The 297-nt window shown below is 47.5% G+C and carries 1 pseudogene; it reads left to right on the top strand.

Annotated elements, in window-relative coordinates:
* Positions 1 to 297: pseudogene (locus HBA93_RS20445) on the top strand (M20/M25/M40 family metallo-hydrolase); the annotation flags it as partial.

Here is a 297-nt window from a genome sequence, read left to right as displayed (position 1 = left end):
CTGTTCGCAGCAGTCATGAACATTGGGCTGTACAGCAAGGCCTCCGGCTTCTCAAAAAGCATTTTGGTAAAACACCAATTATTCAGCCAAGCTCTCCGGCGTCCGGCTTAGCCCATCCCTTTGTTAAAGAAATGGGCGTAACTCTATTCGGCGCAGGGCTGACACATCATGGTGCAATGCTTCACTCACCGGATGAGAACATCATTATTGATCAGCTTGCTAAAATGATCGATTTTTCGGCTGAGTTTTTCGAAACCGTTGCGCATCAATGTGAAGCGGAACAAAGCAATCGGGAAG

The sequence above is a fragment of the Ochrobactrum sp. SFR4 genome (assembly GCF_019730395.1).
Lineage (GTDB): Bacteria > Pseudomonadota > Alphaproteobacteria > Rhizobiales > Rhizobiaceae > Pseudochrobactrum.
Note: the sequence above shows the minus strand (reverse complement) of the source record. Positions and strands in the feature narration are given on the sequence as shown.